The sequence below is a fragment of the Undibacterium sp. Di27W genome (assembly GCF_049340345.1).
In the GTDB taxonomy this organism is placed as follows: Bacteria; Pseudomonadota; Gammaproteobacteria; order Burkholderiales; family Burkholderiaceae_D; genus Undibacterium.
The window spans coordinates 52,187-66,052 of the sequence record NZ_JBMPOS010000007.1 but is presented as its reverse complement, the minus strand read 5'-3'; the positions used below and the strand labels follow the sequence as shown (position 1 = coordinate 66,052).

At 50.2% G+C, this 13,866-nt stretch carries 17 protein-coding genes; 10 read left to right on the top strand and 7 right to left on the bottom strand.

The annotated features are described in order from the left end of the window. Positions 1-15 precede the first annotated feature (15 nt). Genes ACO0LF_RS15480 through ACO0LF_RS15460 form a run of 5 tightly spaced genes read right to left on the bottom strand, consistent with a single transcriptional unit; the run spans position 16 to position 4,566 of the window. Positions 16-1,269, bottom strand: coding sequence for a hypothetical protein (locus tag ACO0LF_RS15480; RefSeq protein WP_423015446.1), 1,254 nt, complete (start codon positions 1,267-1,269; stop codon positions 16-18). A gap of 2 nt (positions 1,270-1,271) precedes the next feature. After that, positions 1,272-2,012, bottom strand: coding sequence for an outer membrane lipoprotein-sorting protein (locus tag ACO0LF_RS15475; RefSeq protein ID WP_423015444.1), 741 nt, complete (start codon positions 2,010-2,012; stop codon positions 1,272-1,274). An 18-nt stretch (positions 2,013-2,030) separates the two neighbouring features. After that, positions 2,031-3,248: an ABC transporter permease gene (locus ACO0LF_RS15470; RefSeq protein ID WP_423015442.1), complete on the bottom strand. Its 1,218-nt coding sequence runs from the start codon at positions 3,246-3,248 to the stop codon at positions 2,031-2,033. Then, a complete protein-coding gene (locus ACO0LF_RS15465; protein ID WP_423015440.1) occupies positions 3,245-3,922 on the bottom strand; it encodes an ABC transporter ATP-binding protein in 678 nt (225 codons plus the stop codon). The genes ACO0LF_RS15470 and ACO0LF_RS15465 overlap by 4 nt, the downstream gene beginning before the upstream one ends. Beyond that, positions 3,919-4,566, bottom strand: a complete 648-nt coding sequence (locus ACO0LF_RS15460; protein ID WP_423015438.1) for a hypothetical protein — start codon at positions 4,564-4,566, stop codon at positions 3,919-3,921. Before ACO0LF_RS15460 ends, ACO0LF_RS15465 begins: the two co-directional genes overlap by 4 nt. 253 nt (positions 4,567-4,819) lie before the next feature. On the opposite strand from ACO0LF_RS15460, the gene ACO0LF_RS15455 reads away from it, so the two are divergent. Further along, a complete protein-coding gene (locus ACO0LF_RS15455) occupies positions 4,820-5,938 on the top strand; it encodes a DUF2855 family protein (protein WP_423015436.1) in 1,119 nt (372 codons plus the stop codon). Between the two features lie 2 nt (positions 5,939-5,940). Here ACO0LF_RS15455 and ACO0LF_RS15450 read toward each other — a convergent pair whose 3' ends face one another. Continuing rightward, the gene (locus tag ACO0LF_RS15450; protein WP_423015434.1) at positions 5,941-6,663 is read right to left on the bottom strand and encodes a substrate-binding periplasmic protein; all 723 of its coding nucleotides are present in this window, start codon (positions 6,661-6,663) and stop codon (positions 5,941-5,943) included. Between the two features lie 312 nt (positions 6,664-6,975). Here ACO0LF_RS15450 and ACO0LF_RS15445 point away from each other — a divergent pair, with 312 nt between their 5' ends. After that, positions 6,976-7,356, top strand: a complete 381-nt coding sequence (locus ACO0LF_RS15445; protein WP_423015432.1) for a tautomerase family protein — start codon at positions 6,976-6,978, stop codon at positions 7,354-7,356. A gap of 198 nt (positions 7,357-7,554) precedes the next feature. Beyond that, positions 7,555-8,139 (top strand): TMEM175 family protein, encoded by a 585-nt coding sequence (locus ACO0LF_RS15440; RefSeq protein ID WP_423015858.1) that lies wholly within the window; start codon positions 7,555-7,557, stop codon positions 8,137-8,139. A gap of 169 nt (positions 8,140-8,308) precedes the next feature. Here ACO0LF_RS15440 and ACO0LF_RS15435 read toward each other — a convergent pair whose 3' ends face one another. Beyond that, positions 8,309-8,761: a TM2 domain-containing protein gene (locus ACO0LF_RS15435; RefSeq protein WP_423015430.1), complete on the bottom strand. Its 453-nt coding sequence runs from the start codon at positions 8,759-8,761 to the stop codon at positions 8,309-8,311. 184 nt (positions 8,762-8,945) lie between these two features. On the opposite strand from ACO0LF_RS15435, the gene rpsP reads away from it, so the two are divergent. The 7 genes from rpsP (at position 8,946) to ACO0LF_RS15400 (ending at position 13,863) form a co-directional block, all read left to right on the top strand. After that, positions 8,946-9,197, top strand: coding sequence for a 30S ribosomal protein S16 (gene rpsP, locus ACO0LF_RS15430; RefSeq protein WP_110255824.1), 252 nt, complete (start codon positions 8,946-8,948; stop codon positions 9,195-9,197). A gap of 19 nt (positions 9,198-9,216) precedes the next feature. Then, positions 9,217-9,759: a ribosome maturation factor RimM gene (rimM, locus tag ACO0LF_RS15425; protein WP_423015428.1), complete on the top strand. Its 543-nt coding sequence runs from the start codon at positions 9,217-9,219 to the stop codon at positions 9,757-9,759. 169 nt (positions 9,760-9,928) lie between these two features. Continuing rightward, the gene (gene trmD, locus ACO0LF_RS15420) at positions 9,929-10,675 is read left to right on the top strand and encodes a tRNA (guanosine(37)-N1)-methyltransferase TrmD (RefSeq protein WP_423015856.1); all 747 of its coding nucleotides are present in this window, start codon (positions 9,929-9,931) and stop codon (positions 10,673-10,675) included. Between the two features lie 132 nt (positions 10,676-10,807). Next, on the top strand, positions 10,808-11,191 hold the full coding sequence (gene rplS, locus ACO0LF_RS15415; RefSeq protein ID WP_186954768.1) for a 50S ribosomal protein L19: 384 nt from the start codon (positions 10,808-10,810) through the stop codon (positions 11,189-11,191). A 101-nt stretch (positions 11,192-11,292) separates the two neighbouring features. Next, entirely contained in the window at positions 11,293-11,961 is a 669-nt protein-coding gene (locus ACO0LF_RS15410; protein ID WP_423015425.1) for a CoA pyrophosphatase, read from the top strand. 276 nt (positions 11,962-12,237) lie between these two features. Then, the gene (locus ACO0LF_RS15405) at positions 12,238-13,188 is read left to right on the top strand and encodes a CobD/CbiB family protein (RefSeq protein WP_423015423.1); all 951 of its coding nucleotides are present in this window, start codon (positions 12,238-12,240) and stop codon (positions 13,186-13,188) included. 105 nt (positions 13,189-13,293) lie between these two features. Further along, positions 13,294-13,863 carry a GNAT family N-acetyltransferase gene (locus ACO0LF_RS15400; RefSeq protein WP_423015421.1) on the top strand — a complete coding sequence of 190 codons (570 nt, stop codon included), beginning with the start codon at positions 13,294-13,296 and terminating at the stop codon, positions 13,861-13,863. The last annotated feature ends 3 nt before the right edge of the window (positions 13,864-13,866 follow it).

The following is a 13,866-nucleotide window of genomic DNA, read 5'->3' as shown; positions in this document are numbered from 1 at the left end:
TGCCTGTCAGTACACTCAAAATGCCCAGGTGGCAGAAATGTAGGCAGTTTTGCTGTCTGGCAGCTGTGCCAATATTGACTTGCTGGGCCCACCATAAACACGCAAACCGCCATTGATGCTAATACGATCACCCTGCCAGCCCAGTGCTGCGGTGATGATGCGACCGTTATCTTCTGGCGTCCACAATACATCCAGCGAAGGTTGCCAGTCATTCTTTTGCCAGCTCCAGCGTGCAAAGACATTCTTGCGACGGATATTGCCAGAGGCAGACAGCGCCTGGTTTTGCCAGGCCAGGTTGTAGCCTATCACTTGTTGCATCTGTGGCAAATAATTGATGCTGCCTTGTAAAGCCAGGTTACGCCTGTTCCAGTCTTGCCATTCACGCTCAGACAGGGCCGTGCCGTCCCACCAGGCTTCGAGAAAGAAACTATGCTGTGATTCTGTTGTGTAGTTCGCACCCAGCATGGCTTGCACGACATTGTTTTGCGTGCTGCTTTGCCAGGGGCTGGTACGCTGCAACAGGGGCGTATCGGCAGTCATACGCAAGCCTGTATTTTTTTGCATGAAGCGCACTGATCCGTGGATTTCCATTTCATCTGTCGCCACCCAGGAAGCAGCAGCACCCAGGCTGCCACCACTGTTTTGACCATAACGACCAAAGCCATGTAAATCGACGCCGCCAGCATGGTGATACACTCGTGCTGCCAGAGCTTGCTCATCTGCTACGTCAGTTGTTGCAGCATGATCGGGATTAACCCAGACCATGGTTGCCGAAGTGCTCGCGTTAAAATAATCAAGGCTGGCCAACGGCTTGCCTATCACGGTCGTACTGATCAGCGAGCGGCGCTTTTCCTGCGCCACGACATCGTTCGGGCGAAAACCGTAACCGACATCCCAGGCGATGGTTTTTTTACCAGCACTGAACTGCCAGGCACCATCACCCAGGCTGCCATACAATTCATTGATCCAGGCAGTAGACTGTGTGCGCCCACTATCATTTATCTGTCCCTGTAAAGTAGCAACCGCGGTAATCCCTTTGCCACTGGCACGCAATTCGGTTTCGACTACACCCAGCTGTGTATTCTTGCTACTCAAGCCTGGGGCAAGTTGGTTAGCGATCGCCAACTGACTGGCATTATTGCTGGTGTAGCTATTGACCAGACCGCGTACCTGGCCGCTGAAGTCTATATCTTCAGCGATGGCCAGGGCAGGTGTGCAGAGTGCAGCAGTGAGCATTAATCTCAATGCAGGATTTGTAAAATCAGACATGCTCACTCCAGACTGGGATTTTTGGCCAGGAACATGGGGTTCAGCCATTGTTCAGGCACGGTCTTGGGCTTACGGCTCAGATAGCGCACTCGTGTTTCTTTGTGGCTGCTCAATTGATCCAGTAACAGCATTTCAGACACGGTAGTCGGCGCTTGTGGCTTGTCAAAGACAAAGCTGGCTTGCTTGGCGAGTTTTTCTGATTGCACATACAAGTCGGCCTTGATAGGTTCATGACGGGTTTTGCCCAGCCACAGTTCTATGCGCTGGTAAGCGACTGATTTGCGCAAGGCATTCAAACTCAAATGCACGCAGGCTTTGTCATCACATTTTTCTTCTGCAACGATTTTTCCTGTGTAATCCTGCGACCAGCTCATCGTAGCGATATCACCGATAGAAGCATCTCCCAGCAACTTTTGCATGGGCGTGATGCGTAGTGGGCGCTGACTGCCAGGCAAAAGCATCCAGAAATCATCGCCCAGCATCAAGACCTTCTGCCCTTTTTCTGCCGGGCTTTTCATCAACACCAGGGACTGATGATTGGCTTGCGAAAATACCAGATAGTTTCTTTCTTTTTCCTTGCTGCCATCCTTGGCAAAGGTCGTGATCTCGGTTTCCACCTGCATGTTTTCTGTACCTAGCCGAAACTGATCAGCCGCTTTCAACAAATCATTGACTTCATCTGCACGGGCGATACCTGTAGTTGCTGCCAGCAATAAGATGGCAATGTGCATAGTTGTTTTCATTCTTATTCTCTCTATCTCTTAGTTATGTGCCAGCGCATCGACGATGGGTTGACGCAGGGTTTTACGAGCGATGAAGGCCGACGACAGCATGGACAAGGCAATCATCATGAACACGGTGATGGCATACATGGCAGCATCTATCGTGATCAATAATGGGTAACCGCTGGAGCGCCCTGGTGGCGGTGGCATTTCTACGGGGAATACCATGAGCAGCAGCGCAACGTTAATCGCCAGCAAGGCACCGGCGATGGCACCTGTGCCGCCCAGGATCATCCCTTCAAAAGAAAAGCTACGTATCAGTTGTCCTGGCAAAGTACCCATGGCGCGCAAAGTACCAACTTCACGGGTACGTTCTATGATGGCCATGGCCATGGCATTGGCAACCACGAACACCACGATGACACTGATGATGGCACCCAGTGCACCAAAGATGCGGTTATACAAATCACGTACAGACTTGTAAAAGAAGGCTTGCTCCAGCCAGTTTTGCACCGTCAGTTCAGGAAAAGCTTTGGCCAGTCTGGCCTGGGCAGGCAAGGTCACGTCCATGGAGTTCAGGAACACGCCGAGGCTGGAAATACGCTGGGTATTCAAGAGCTTTTGCGCTGTCTTGATATTCGAATACACCAGGCGCTTATCCAGGTCAGGCACGCCTGTCGATACCAGGCCCTTGACGGTGACATCAACCGCATTCAAGGCACCATCGGTAGTGCTGGCCATCAGCGTCAGGCTGCTGCCGGGTTTGGCCTTCAGGCTGCGTGCCAGTGCATCACCCAGGACGATTTCTGCTTCTGCTGATTCAGTTTGCAGGAGTTGGCCTTCTTTTAATGTCAGGGTAGGGCCCTTGACTGAGAATTCTGCATCCGGGTCTATACCTACTGCCATCATGATGGTGGACTTGTCGCCATTGCTGATCAGGCCACTATATTCTATGCGTGGCAAGACATAGCGTACGGCTGGGTCTGCCAGTAGCTTGCTTTGCAGTGCCGCAGCATTTTCCAGACCATATTGCAAGGGCACGTCCTGGTCACTAGTGAAGTGCTGGGGTTTGCCTATGATGAGGTGGCCAGTGCTGCGCGCCGATATCTGTGCCAGGCCTTCATAGGTGGAATACGCAAAGCCTCCAGCCAGCAGGATTGCCGCTGTACCCAGTGCGGCGATGACGACGGTAATGGCAGAACGGCGACGGTTGCGCAGGGTATTGTAAAAGGCAAATTTGAGCCAGCTGAGTTTCATTGCAATCTCCCATCCAGCAGCGACACGATGCGGTCGCTGCGGCTAGTCAGGCGGTTATCATGGCTGGCGATGATGAAGGCCACGCCTTCGGCATGACCACGTTCACGCATCAGGTCCAGCACTTGGTCGGCAGTACGTGAATCCAGGCTGGCCGTGGGTTCATCGGCAATCACCAGGCTGGGGCGTTTGATGAGTGCGCGGGCAATCGCTACACGCTGACGCTGGCCACCAGACAAGGCATCTGGCAAATGCTGGGCATGTTCATGCAGGCCAACTGCCTTCAATTGCGCAGCCACGCGCTCGCGTCGTTCTGCTGCTGGCACGCCGCTCAGGAAGAGCGGGTAATCGACATTCTCTGCCACCGTCATGACAGGCACCAGGTTAAAGCTCTGGAAGATAAAACCTATGGTGTCGCGTCTTTGCAGTGTTTTTTGCGTTTCATTGTATTGATTGATGTTGACACCGTTGAGCAGGATGTCGCCAGCATCCGCATGGTCTATCAAGCCGCACAGGTTCAGTATCGTGCTTTTGCCGCTACCAGACGGGCCGGTCAGGGCCAGCAATTCACCGCGCTCCAGTTTCAGATCCACACCTTGCAAGGCCTTGACGACGTGGGCGCCGAGTTGATAAGTCTTATGAACTGCATGCAGTTCTATGGCAGGTGGCAGGCTCATGATGGGATGCCTTTCAACATGGCCTTGGCTGCTTCTGTCTGTGGCGCATTTTGTTTAACTACTTCATTCAGATAGCGCTTGGCATCTTCAGGACGTTTTTGTTCGGTGGCCAGACTGGCGGCGCGCATCAACACTGAACCACGAAAGCCAGCTTCGGCCTTGTCAAACTGCTTGTGTTCCAGCACTTCATTAAGGAGCTTTACGCCACGCGGGCCACGATTCATAAAAGCGGGCACAGCCAGGAAAGTGCTGGCGGCGACATATTTGACTTCCAGTATCACTGGCGTGCTGCCATGGCCCTGGGCATTTTCATTGGCGGCGGCCAGTTGCAGGGCTTTTTCCAGCATGGCCATGCCGTCTTCTGCATAAGACATTTTTTTCCAGGGGAACATGGTGGTGACTGCTAGTCTGCCCGTGCTGGCACCGGCATAGGCCATGATCAGTGGACTGCTGGGGTCTTGTTTGAGTAAGTCATTGAAAGCATTGGCGGCAGCCTCTTCACTCCCTTTGCCAGACTGGGTGAATTGCTGGAAGGCAGTTTTGAACTCTGGCTCAGAAAATGCCAGGGCCTGTGTAGTAACAGCCAGCAGCAGGCCGCTTGCCAGCAGAAATTTTTTACCGTGAGTGAGGTTGAGTGCGCGCATGTGAATCTCCTGTTTGTTTAAATATCATCTGATCTTGCGACAGAAAGGAGAATAAAGAGGGCATCCCTTAGCCTCAATGCCTATGCGACGGGGGAGGGAAGTTTGCCGTGAAGGGTGGAAAAAATGGCGCGAATGGATGGACTGTTGTGCCAGAGGTTTTACCTAACTAGAACTATTGGCAAGTCGAGAAAAAAATCCTGAATCGTGCAATACTGAGCTTTAATTGTAAATTCCCCAACAAAACAACGAGACCATGAAAACCACAGCCAAAGAATTTATTGTCAATAAAAGCAATTTATTGGAATCCAGGTTCAGGCCCTTGCATGTGCCTGCGGAAGCAGAGTTGCAAGAAGGGCAAGTGGTTTTGCAGGTCGAGCGTTTTGCCTTTACATCCAATAATGTGACCTATGCCGCCTTTGGTACAGCCATGCATTACTGGAATTTTTTTCCTACGGACGAGGGCTGGGGCAATATCCCGGTCTGGGGCTTTGGCAATGTGCTGGTATCGAAAGCCGAGGGCGTACAAGTTGGTGAGCGTTTTTATGGCTACTTCCCCATGGCGACCCATGTGAGCTTGCAGGCGACCCGGGTGTCACCTGCTGGTTTTGTCGATGGTGCAGATCATAGGCAAGCCATGCATGGTTTGTATAATCACTATGTCAGAACCAGTACTGACCCTGGCTATACCAAAGAATCCGAGGATGTACAGGTCTTGCTGCGTCCCTTGTTTATCACTTCATTCATGATCGATGATTTTCTTGAGGATAATCAATTCTTTGGAGCACAAACCGTCTTGATCTCCAGTGCATCCAGCAAGACTGCCTATGGCCTGGCTTTTATGCTGGCGCAGCGCAAGGACAAGGCTTGCAAGATCATAGGCCTGACTTCAACTGGCAATCTGGAATTCGTCAGGAATATGGGGATTTATGATGAGGTCATCAGCTATGAGCAGGTGAATGATTTAGCGGCTGACCAGGGTGTTGTCTACGTGGATATGGCTGGCAATGGGCAATTGCGCAGCCAGCTGCATCATCACTTTAAGGACAACATGAAATACAGTTGCGCCGTTGGGGGCACCCATTGGGAAGAATTGAGTGGTGCTTCAAACCTGCCCGGGCCCCGGCCAGCGCTGTTTTTTGCGCCAGCTCAAATCAAGAAACGTATGACCGACTGGGGACCAAACGGTGTGCAAACCCGTCTGGCGATAGCCTGGCAAGCCTTCATGCAACCTGTCATGACAGCCGAGAAACCCTGGATGCAAGTCATCCACGGCCATGGTGAGGCTGCAGTGCGCAAGGTATATGAAGATATGCTGGGCGGTGCTGCCCGGCCTGATCAAGGCAATGTCTTGAGTTTATTGACAGAAAGCTGATGTCAGCTTTTCCACAAGGCAGGCAAATCCCCGGATTTTCTGCCTTTGATGATGGCTGCATTGATCTTGTTGATAACCTCAGGCCTGGTATCTATGCCTGAGGTGAAATGAATGGGGTCGACCAGCAAGGGTTTGGCAAATACCTTGACCCCAAAATTCATCTGGGTTTCGCTGCGCAAATTCTTTTCATCCAGATATGAATTCAACTCTGCTTCCAGATCCTTGGCATTTGGCAGGCGTGAATTGACCAGCATGACATCCATGCGCCCTGATAAGAGTTTCTTCAGGCGAGAGCTGCTTTGTGGCTGATCCTCTTCCACCTTGAACACTGTATTACGCATTTTGTCTATTTCATCGCCAAAGCGTATTCCCCTGACGATGCCTACGGCTTTCCCTTGTAAATCCTGCAAGCCTGAATACTGCATCCTGGAATCATCCCTGACTACAACCCAGACAAAGTCTGAGAAAACCGGCTCGGAATAACGCATGGTTTTGAGCCTTTCAGTACTTTTCGATAGTCCAAAGGCCAGACCTTCTCCCTTGCCTGTATTCTCTATGACGCGCGGCAAAGGGTAGCGGCGTATATCGAACTGCATATCCAGGGCACGCTCAAAATACGCGATGATTTTTTGATTTTCCGGGCGTAGTGGGGCGATCTCGCCATTTTCGTCACGTGTTTCTGCCACCAGCAGAGGCAGGACAGTTTTTGCCTGAGCAAGTGCCATACAGCAGAAGCAAAGCAACAACGCCGTAATGTGGGTGAAGTGAAGGGAAAGAGATGGGCGCTTGTCTTGCATGCAATCTTTTTTTACGGAAAGAATAGCCGGATCATACCTTTGCATGGCAAGGCTTGCATAGCAGCTTAAAGTAAGGATTTGTTAAGTGTAAGGCCGTTAACAGGTTTTCAGAGCGGCGATACAAAAAGCCTCATCCTGATATTGCCATGAATGATAGATAAATTTTTAAAGTGCTAATTAATTTGCTAAGATGAAGATACGCTTTTTTGAAAGTCGCAGTTTGTGTAGATAGGAGACATCATGCCCCTGGTTACCATCACTGTTTGCAAACCCAAGTCCCTGCTATTCAAGGAGACAATCTTGAATGCAGTGCATGCGGCCCTGATAGAAGCGGGCGTGCCGGAGACGGACAAATTCCAGCGCATACTGGAGCTTGATGCAGAAAACTTCCGCTTTGACCCGCATTATCCCGATTTGCGCAAAGACCGGAACCAGGATTTCGTCCTGATAGAAATTCTCTGGTCGGTAGGACGCAGCGTACAGGTCAAGAGGAAATTACTTGATACCCTGATGAAGCGCCTGTGCGACAAGAGCATGAACCCGGAAAACATCATGGTCTGTTTCAAGGAAACTTCCTGGGAAAACTGGTCTTTCGCTGGCGGTCGCCTGCTGCATACCTGACCTCCTTTTTAGCCTGCTTAGCGCGGATAAAATCTGCTGCCATGCAGGTGAGGGTAGGCGCGCATTGATCGACGCATTGCGGAACACCATAAACGATGCCTGCTGAAACGCCTGCATCGCTCTGTTGGCTACTTGCCGCGGACTGCCATATCCATCAAAATAAGCCACACACTACTTTATAGGGCGAGGCAGGCAATGATGGGAAAAACCCGGTTGGAAGCATTTAGCGACGGCGTCATCGCCATCTTGATCACTATCATGGTGCTGGAAATGAAAGTCCCGCGTGGCGGCACGCTGGAAGTGTTGCTACCTGTCTGGCCAGTATTTCTGAGCTATGTACTAAGCTTCGTCTACGTCGGAATTTACTGGAATAATCATCATCATATGCTCCACACCTGCCGCAAAGTGACAGGCGGCATATTGTGGGCCAATCTACATTTGCTGTTCTGGCTCTCACTGATACCCTTTGCTTCTGGCTGGGTGGGCGAAAATCATTTTGCTTCAGCTCCTACGGCACTGTACGGTCTGGTCTTGCTGATGTCGGCAATTGCCTATTTCATTTTGCAGCAACAGATTATCGCCACACAGGGCAATGATTCTCTACTCAAGAAAGCGGTGGGCTCAGACTGGAAGGGCAAGTTATCACCTGTGACTTATGCAACGGCGATTCCGCTGGCATTTTGGTATCCCCTGTTATCCATGGCACTGTATGTAGGCATGGCATTGATCTGGCTGATACCTGATCGCCGTATAGAAAAGGTTTTGAAGAGTCACGATGAGTGATTTTATTTTGCTCGTTTGGTGAGCATGTTGCGCAATAAGTCCCAGAGAAGAGGTAGTAGGGGCAGTAGCAGATCATTAGTGGCGAGCGTATTAATATGCAAAAAGCCTCTTGCTTAATCTCAAGAGGCTTTTTAAGTTAGCTGATGCCATGAAAATGACAGCTGGGTTATCAACCGTAAGCGCCGCCCGTATATAAAAGATCAAAACTGCGGGCAATGACCGCAATCAGTACAAATGCGCCTACGCCCAGTGTCAATACCAGCAATAGCGCCAGTGGCCAATTGGATTCGCTGGCCTGGCCGGATTTGCTATTATGCCTGGCGTCCCATTTTTCATCGGGCGTTAATCCCATGACCAGCGCTTCCAGTATGGCAATCAGGAAAGATAGTAGCAGGAAGCTATATTGCACAATCTCGGGTTTGCCAAAGTAGAAATAGTGAATGACCATACTGATCGGTAGTGTGATGAAATGCAGCCAGCCCCATTTATCTTTTTTGCCACCCAGGTAAAAGCGGTGCAAACCTATGGCACCGAAGACGGCGGCCAGTAGGGTTGCCACGGTTTTATTTTTATGTGGCGTTGTATTGCCGCTTATTGCCTTGCTTATATTGTTGGAAGTCATTGCAAAAACCATCAAAGTTGAAGCTGTGATTGTATGCGATGAGACTAGAGTGTGTCTCAATCGTCACGCTGACAGATAAAAATAGGGCTGTGCAAGCGAAAAGTGGGATAGTTCTTGCGACTTGCTCAAGAAGCGGGCTATAATCTACAGCTTTTTCCGCGTTCAGACATTTTTTGGAAATATTATGGTCGTTATTCGTTTAGCTCGTGGTGGCGCAAAAAAGCGCCCTTTTTACAACATCGTTGCAACTGATTCTCGTAATCGTCGCGATGGTCGCTTTATCGAGCGCATCGGTTTCTATAACCCAGTAGCTACTGGCAATGCAGAAACAGTACGCGTTGCAGCTGATCGCCTGGCTTACTGGCAAGGTGTTGGCGCTCAATTGTCTCCAGCAGTTGCTCGCCTGGTAGCTCAGTCCGGTAAAGCAGCAGCTTAATCGCTGCTAAGCTTTATTTATGACTGCTGCAGTCCATGCTCCTGATGATCTGGTCCTGGTTGGCTATATCTCGGGAGCATTTGGTATTCACGGCTGGGTAAGGATACGTCCTTATTCTGCTGATGCTGACGCATTGATGTCAGTAAAAACCTGGTGGTTGGATAAGCCTGAGTTGCGTGATGTTGACCGTCTGGAAGTTAAAATCCAGGGGGAAGACGTGGTTGCGCGGCTGGTGGGTGTGCCTGACAGAAATGCCGCAGAAGCACTGAAAGGTGCGACTGTACAAATTTCTCGCAAGCATTTTCCTGTTTTGGCGTCCGGTGAATTCTATTGGCTCGATCTGATAGGTTTGCAGGTGGATAATCTTCAGGGTGAGAATTTAGGTGTGGTCAGGGATTTGATGGACAACGGTGCGCATCCGATTTTACGGGTGGCGGCAGCGGATGTACCGGAAAATGAATTGGCGAAACACGAACGTCTGATTCCTTTTGTAGAGGCTTTCGTCAAGGAAGTTGATCAAAAAGCAGGCAAAATCCAGGTCGACTGGGGTAGTGATTATTAAGGTGATGAACTCAGAACCTGTTTGCGATCTGTAGCGAGCGTGCGTCAGCGGGGTGAAGAGCAGCGCAAAAAGCGGAATGTACTTAAGTACATGAGCATTTTGAGCAGCACATGAGCCCCGATCACGCTCGCGCAGTAAGATCGTAAATAGGTTCTCAGAAGGCATGAACATGCAGTTTGATGTCATTACATTGTTCCCCGAAATGTTCGCTGCCATTACACAATCAGGTGTAACGAGGCGGGCTTTCGAGCAACAAAAATGCGAATTAAAGCTGTGGAATCCGCGTGATTTTACGACTGACAGGCATCGTACTGTGGATGACCGGCCTTATGGCGGTGGCCCGGGTATGGTGATGCTGGCAAAACCCTTGCAGGCCGCAATCGAGTCTGCCAAGGCCCGCCAGACTGCCTTGTCTGCAGTGGCACCCAAAGTGATCTATCTGTCACCACAGGGTAAGCCGCTGACGCATGAAAAGGTCATGCAACTGGCGGCAACGCCGGGTCTGGTCTTGTTATGTGGCAGGTATGAGGCAGTGGATCAGCGTCTGCTGGATAATTACGTCGATGAAGAAATCAGCCTGGGCGATTTTGTTTTATCTGGCGGTGAATTGCCAGCCATGGCCCTGATGGATGCTGTCATACGGCAAATCCCTGGCGTCTTGCATGATGACGCCTCGGCAGTGCAGGACAGTTTTGTCAATGGTTTGCTGGATTGCCCGCATTACACCAGGCCAGAAGTCTTTGAAGATCAGGCTGTGCCGGCTGTGTTAATGGGCGGTAATCATGCCGAAATCGAAAAGTGGCGGCGTCAGCGTGCACTGGAAGCCAGTCAGTTAAAGCGCCCGGATTTAATCATCGCAGCGCGTGCGGCAGGCTTGTTAAGCCGTGCCGACGAAAAGTTTTTAAGCAGTTTGTAGTAATTTTCAGCTCTTGAGCTGAAATATATAAGCGTGAATCTTCAATGATTCACATGTTAAACCCCATCCTCTACCGGGCATTAGCCAGAACCAGATTCTGCAGCGTCGGCAAGATGGTCATAGGAGTAAAAAATGGATCTGATCCAAAAATTAGAGCAAGAAGAAATTGCTCGCCTCGGCAAGAGCATCCCTGACTTTGCGCCAGGTGATACAGTAGTTGTGAGCGTCAACGTTGTTGAAGGTACTCGCAAACGTGCACAGGCTTACGAAGGCGTAGTTATCTCCCGTCGTAACCGTGGTTTGAATTCCAACTTCATCGTCCGTAAGATTTCTTCCGGCGAAGGCGTTGAGCGTACATTCCAGTTGTACTCCCCACTGATCGCTTCTATCGAAGTGAAACGTCGCGGTGATGTACGTCGTGCAAAACTGTACTATCTGCGTGAACGCTCTGGTAAATCTGCTCGTATCAAAGAGAAATTGCCAGCACGTAAAGTTGTTGCAGCAAAAGCAGAGTAATATCTGGTCTTGCCGTATTGAAAAAGGATGCTCAGGCATCCTTTTTTTATTGTCCGGGCAAAGGCAAAATATGTCCAACAACAAGAAAATTACACTGTATCGTGAGCAAACCAGTTTTTGATCCTCAGGCTTTTCCTATACACTCAGTTGGTAAAGAAACAGCTGTGCCCGCTGAGCATTTGTCGCCAGCCTGGTTGCGCCAGCGCTTCTTGCAGCAACGAGAGTGGACGCCAGAAGTGGTCGATGAGAGTTTTTTTTCAAAAAACCTGCCTTTCCGACCAGCTTCTGTATTGATACCCATCGTCATGCGCGATGAAGGCCTGACCATACTGCTGACTGAGCGTGCAGCACACCTGAACCATCATCCTGGGCAAATCAGCTTCCCTGGAGGGCGTTTTGAGGAAGAGGATATTGATCCTGTCACAACGGCCCTGCGTGAAGCAGAAGAAGAAATTGGCTTGCAACGTGAATATGTTGAAATCCTGGGCCACCTGCCAGAATACAAAACTGGCACCGGCTACCAGGTCAGCCCCATCGTCTCCTTGATCATGCCTGGTTTTCCGGTACGTACAGATCCTTCAGAAGTGGCCTCGATTTTTGAAGTGCCGCTGGAGTTTTTGATGGATGCTAAAAATCATCAACGTAGAAGCTTTGATTTGCCAGACAATGCAGGTACGCGGCATTTTTATGCCATGCCCTACCAACAGCATTTTATCTGGGGAGCAACGGCGGGTATGCTGCGCAATCTGTTTCATTTCCTGCGCGCATGACCACTAAACTCTTGCATATACTGCCCTGAGTTACTAATTTATACAACAAATCCGGCGAAAATCGCCACGATACTGCATCTCAAATGCGTGCAAGGCACCAGCCTTGCTGTGCTTTGCTCCTTGCCTCGTAACGATTTCTCCAGATTTGTTATTGAATGAATTAATAACTCAGAGCACTAGAACAAAGCTTCATAATCTGGGCAAATCGGTTTACACTTGCCGCATTTGCAAATTGATTGTTTGCAGCATTGCGCTGCAACATAAGCCCAGTCTACCATGACCTTTATTTCCATTCTGTTAGCGCTGTTGATTGAGCAGCTCAAGCCCTTGCGGGCAGATAACCCCATCTATACGCAAATCCAGACATTGGCAGACAAAATAGAAGCATCCTACAATGCAGGCAAGGTCAAGCATGGCCGTCTGGGTTGGTGGATAGTGATTGCCTCGCTGACAGTGCCAACCGCCCTGATTTACTGGTTGTGCTACCACTTTAACCAGTTTGCTGCCTTGTTGTGGAATGTACTCATCGTTTATCTGACTCTGGGTTTCCGCCGCTATAGTCATTATTTCACTTCTATACAACTGGCACTCAGTTCTGGTGATGAAGATGCTGCCAGACGCTATCTGGCGGAATGGACGCATCTTGATACTACTGGCATGGAAGTCTCAGAAATTTCGCGACTTGCCGTAGAGCGCTCGTTGATCGCTACCCACCGCAATGTATTCGGCGTGTTCTTCTGGTTTTTGATGCCGGTTGGCCCTGCTTGTGCAGTCATGTATCGCGCTGCAGAATATTTGTCGCGTGCCTGGAATGAGCCTGAGCACATGAAAAATGAAGAATTCGGTATCTATGCGGCCAAGGTCTTTTACTGGATAGACTGGATACCAGCCCGCCTGACAGCAGTCGCCTTTGCCGTGGTTGGCAATTTTGAGGATGCTGTCTATTCCTGGCGCAATTATGCTGATCGCTGGTCGGATGAATTGGTGGGGATTATCCTTTCCGCTGGTGGCGGTGCGCTTGGTGTACGCCTGGGTGAGCCAGAAGAGAAAGCCATGGTCTTGCAGGCCGATGCCACAGCCGTTGATGTCGATAGCCTGGAACTGGAAAGCCAGCCAGGTGCAGAGGCTTCGCCGCGTGCCTTGCAAAGCGCAGTTGGCCTGGTTTGGCGAGCCTTGTTATTATGGATGCTGTTGCTGTTATTATTATCTTTCGCAAAATGGATTTAAAAAAACTGGCCCTGTTAAATGCAGGGCTTTTTTTTGCCCAGACACATCATCGCAGGGGGGATTGATCAGGCTATACTTGTCATATACGAGTATTAATTATTTATAATGAAAAAAATCACTGCCCCTGGTATTTGCCTGCGCGCCTGTGAGTCTGAAGACGCTGATGTGTTTGCTGCAGTGGTCCGTGAATCAGTAGCAACCGTAGGTCGCTGGATGGGCTGGTGCCACGCAGAATTTAATAGCGATCACGCACGTGACTGGTTTGCCGCATGCGATAAAGCGCGGGAAGAAGCTACGGCCTTTGAGTTTGGTATTTTCAGCGAAGATGGCAAGGTATTGCTGGGTGGTGCAGGCTTGAACATGATCAGCAAATTGCACAATTACTGCAATCTTGGTTATTGGATCAGGCAATCCAGTCAAGGACAGGGCATCGCCACCAGAGCCGCCATTTTGCTGGCGAATGCTGGCTTCAGGGAGCTGGGTTTCAACCGTATAGAGATAGTTGCTGCAGAAGCTAATGTCAACAGTATCGCTGTTGCAAAAAAACTTGGTGCGCAACTTGAATGTATGGCCCGCAATCGCCTCATGGTTGGCGGTGTACCAGTCACAGCCGCAGTACATTCCTTGCTGCGAGAAGACTGGCAGGCCAGCCTGACTTATGATGTGCAAAAGTAGTAC

Excerpts from the sequence above, each read along its gene's own strand:
- ACO0LF_RS15480 (WP_423015446.1), bottom strand. The coding sequence starts at position 1,269 with ATGTCTGATTTTACAAATCCTGCATTGAGATTAATGCTCACTGCTGCA.
- ACO0LF_RS15475 (WP_423015444.1), bottom strand. The coding sequence starts at position 2,012 with ATGAAAACAACTATGCACATTGCCATCTTATTGCTGGCAGCAACTACA.
- ACO0LF_RS15470 (WP_423015442.1), bottom strand. The coding sequence starts at position 3,248 with ATGAAACTCAGCTGGCTCAAATTTGCCTTTTACAATACCCTGCGCAAC.
- ACO0LF_RS15465 (WP_423015440.1), bottom strand. The coding sequence starts at position 3,922 with ATGAGCCTGCCACCTGCCATAGAACTGCATGCAGTTCATAAGACTTAT.
- ACO0LF_RS15460 (WP_423015438.1), bottom strand. The coding sequence starts at position 4,566 with ATGCGCGCACTCAACCTCACTCACGGTAAAAAATTTCTGCTGGCAAGC.
- ACO0LF_RS15455 (WP_423015436.1), top strand. The coding sequence starts at position 4,820 with ATGAAAACCACAGCCAAAGAATTTATTGTCAATAAAAGCAATTTATTG.
- ACO0LF_RS15450 (WP_423015434.1), bottom strand. The coding sequence starts at position 6,663 with ATGGCACTTGCTCAGGCAAAAACTGTCCTGCCTCTGCTGGTGGCAGAA.
- ACO0LF_RS15445 (WP_423015432.1), top strand. The coding sequence starts at position 6,976 with ATGCCCCTGGTTACCATCACTGTTTGCAAACCCAAGTCCCTGCTATTC.
- ACO0LF_RS15440 (WP_423015858.1), top strand. The coding sequence starts at position 7,555 with ATGGGAAAAACCCGGTTGGAAGCATTTAGCGACGGCGTCATCGCCATC.
- ACO0LF_RS15435 (WP_423015430.1), bottom strand. The coding sequence starts at position 8,761 with ATGACTTCCAACAATATAAGCAAGGCAATAAGCGGCAATACAACGCCA.
- rpsP (WP_110255824.1), top strand. The coding sequence starts at position 8,946 with ATGGTCGTTATTCGTTTAGCTCGTGGTGGCGCAAAAAAGCGCCCTTTT.
- rimM (WP_423015428.1), top strand. The coding sequence starts at position 9,217 with ATGACTGCTGCAGTCCATGCTCCTGATGATCTGGTCCTGGTTGGCTAT.
- trmD (WP_423015856.1), top strand. The coding sequence starts at position 9,929 with ATGCAGTTTGATGTCATTACATTGTTCCCCGAAATGTTCGCTGCCATT.
- rplS (WP_186954768.1), top strand. The coding sequence starts at position 10,808 with ATGGATCTGATCCAAAAATTAGAGCAAGAAGAAATTGCTCGCCTCGGC.
- ACO0LF_RS15405 (WP_423015423.1), top strand. The coding sequence starts at position 12,238 with ATGACCTTTATTTCCATTCTGTTAGCGCTGTTGATTGAGCAGCTCAAG.
- ACO0LF_RS15400 (WP_423015421.1), top strand. The coding sequence starts at position 13,294 with ATGAAAAAAATCACTGCCCCTGGTATTTGCCTGCGCGCCTGTGAGTCT.